At 47.3% G+C, this 2,665-nt stretch carries 2 protein-coding genes; both read right to left on the bottom strand.

Annotation, left to right across the window (positions count from 1 at the left end):
* Nucleotides 1-139: 139 nt before the first annotated feature.
* Nucleotides 140-886: an IS21-like element helper ATPase IstB gene (gene istB / locus IPZ78_RS17090; RefSeq protein ID WP_225555190.1), complete on the bottom strand. Its 747-nt coding sequence runs from the start codon at nt 884-886 to the stop codon at nt 140-142.
* Nucleotides 887-909: 23 nt separating this feature from the next.
* On the bottom strand, nt 910-2,436 hold the full coding sequence (gene istA / locus IPZ78_RS17085; protein WP_225555189.1) for an IS21 family transposase: 1,527 nt from the start codon (nt 2,434-2,436) through the stop codon (nt 910-912).
* Nucleotides 2,437-2,665: the final 229 nt, after the last annotated feature.

Below are 2,665 nucleotides of genomic sequence, written 5' to 3'. Positions count from 1 at the left end.
TGGATATACCATTTAAACTGTCCCCCCTTCACCACTTCAAAGTGTCCCCTCAGAGTTGAGGTCTGAAAAGAACAAAAAGTTGTTGTGCAGATCGGTTCCTTAGACGGATATTTTTTGTCCGGTTTAACAACTATTATTTCTACAAAAATACATTTTCTGGATTAGTTTTTTTTCTCCTTAGTGATTCTCCAAACAGTTCAACCCTTACTGAGTGGTGGACAATTCGGTCAAGCACTGCGTCAGCCACGGTTTTTTCACCAATAATATCGTACCATTCTTTCACTGGAATCTGAGAAGTAATTACCGTAGAACGCTTCTGATGCCTGTCTTCAATGATATCAAGCAGCGCAAGTCTGGACTGTGGGTCGAACGGCTGGAGGCCGAAGTCGTCCAGTATAAGCATGTCCAGGCGCTCTATGCGCTTAAGTTCGGCCAACATGGTACCTTTTGCCTTGGCCATCTTTAGCTGCCCCATAAGCTTAGCCGTATTCACGTACATCACTTTGTAACCACTTTGGCAGGCATGATAGCCTAGAGCAGTAGCCAGATAACTTTTACCGGTTCCAGTGGAACCGGTAATAAATACATCTTTGTGTTCTTTGACGAACTCAAGTCCGGCAAGCCTGTGGACCTGGTTCTTATCCAGGCCACGCTCAAAGGAGTAATCTATCTGCTCCAAAGAGGCGTTGTAGCGGAAGTTTGCCCCTCTGATGGCTCTCTGTACAGAGCGGTTCCGCCGGTCGTCCCATTCGCTGGCCACCAACAGTGCAATAAATTGGTCTGCTGTAAGAGATTCTTTCACTGAAGTTTCCAGATTGGTTTTAAAGGCATCATACATGCCGTAAAGGCGAAGCTGACGCATCTTCTCTAATGTTTCGTTATTCATGCTTATGATCGATTGTTAATGTATTACTGATAATATTCTTTGCCCCTGATGTTGTTATGGGTCGGGATGCTGCTGGCTGGTTCATCCTCAGGGGTAAGCTGGTCCAGCCGTTTCCTCAGGATCTCCTCAATGATCGGATAGCTGTACTGGCCAAGATTGTCGGCCCAACGGCAAGCATTGGCCAGACGCTCTGGTCCGACACGTCTGGTGAAGCTCAATATACCGGAACATGACTTGTAAGCCTGCTCAGGATAGGTCTTACGTTCCAGGACCTGAGAGATGTATTTGGCTACATCCCCGTGGATCTGCTCGGCTTCCTGGATAAACTTTTCAGGTGTCCATTCGGTCAGAAAACGGTGCTGTGAGGCCAGGTGTTCTTTGTCGGTGGTGTAATGATATTTGGTCCGGCTGCGTTTATGGGCTGCAATCTGTGTGTAGTGGTAATAGATCAGGACCATTCCGGAGGTATAAAGTACCTTTACTTTCTTGCCGATATAGGTGTAAGGAACGCTGTAGTAGTGAATATCCTCACCCAAACGGACATAGCCGTTCTTCATCACTGTTACCATGACTTGCCTGTGAACCTCGTAGCGGATCGGATTGAGTGCTCCCAGAGCTTCCCGTTCCACTTCCTCGAACTGTTCCCTGCGCGAGTAACTCCGTCCTGAAAAAGGTTTGTTGTTGTGGATTTCCAGTGCGGACCGTATAGCTGCATTCAGTGATTCCAGGTCGTTGAACCTGCGACCTTCCAGCCGCTGGTAAATGCTACGGTAGATAAGTTTAACAGCCCCTTCCACCAAAGACTTGTCACGGGGCTTATAAGCCCGGGCGGGTACCACCGTAACCCCATAATGCTCGGCAAAAGCCGCAAACTCATCATTGAGTACTGCTTCATATTTACTTCCCCTGGTCACGGCAGAACGCAGGTTGTCGGGAACAATAGCCGCTGGGACACCTCCGAAATAGTGCAGGGCATTCTCACAGGCCTTAATCAGATCTTCTTTACGCTGGCTCTCTACCGCTTCCACATACGTAAGCTGGCTGCAGCCCAATATCGCTACAAATACTTCAACATCACGCTCCGGGCATGAAGCTGGGTGAAGCTGCAGTTTGCTTCCGGCAAAGTCGATATAGATCTTATCTCCTGCTTTATGATCAAGGTGCATGACAGGCTTGGAAAGCTGAAGATAGGTATGGATGGCATTGTTGAACCGAGAGCGCCCATAACCCTGAGGGTGCTTCGAGAGATATTCCAAATGAAGCGACTCACGGGTTACGCCCTTCTTTTTTAATCGTTTACAGTAATCCGGTAGCAACAGCTCCAACTCCTGCATACGGGGGCTACATATCGATTTGGCTGCCGTCGTATTAAAAAGAACAGATAGTTCACTATCGCTCTTGGAATTGAACTCTTCATGGGTGAGACCCAGTTCGTGCCAGATCCGAACATACTTTTTGATAGTTGTACGGGAAGTGCCTAACATCCCGTGAATGGTCTTTGTGCCGGTTCCCTGGCAATAAAGGCGGATAATCTGTCGTAGTTTATTCATTTTTATCGGTGTATTGGACATCGTATTCAAGGGTTTTTGTTCATCGAAAATCTAAACAAAAACCCATCTAACGAAACCGATTGGCAAACTACTTTATAATCTTTTCAGGGGATCACTTTGGCCTGGCGAAAGGGGGACACTTTGCTTTGGCAGAAAGGGATCACTTTCCTTTGGTAGAGGGGGACAGTTTCTGATGGTTTAGGGGGATCATTTTGGAGTGGTTTATCCA

It is taken from the genome of Sphingobacterium bovistauri (assembly GCF_020295405.1).
GTDB lineage: Bacteria > Bacteroidota > Bacteroidia > Sphingobacteriales > Sphingobacteriaceae > Sphingobacterium > Sphingobacterium bovistauri.
Note: the sequence above shows the minus strand (reverse complement) of the source record. Positions and strands in the feature narration are given on the sequence as shown.

Coding starts and splice junctions, on each gene's coding strand:
- istA (WP_225555189.1), bottom strand. CDS start 2,436: ATGAATAAACTACGACAGATTATCCGCCTTTATTGCCAGGGAACCGGC.
- istB (WP_225555190.1), bottom strand. CDS start 886: ATGAATAACGAAACATTAGAGAAGATGCGTCAGCTTCGCCTTTACGGC.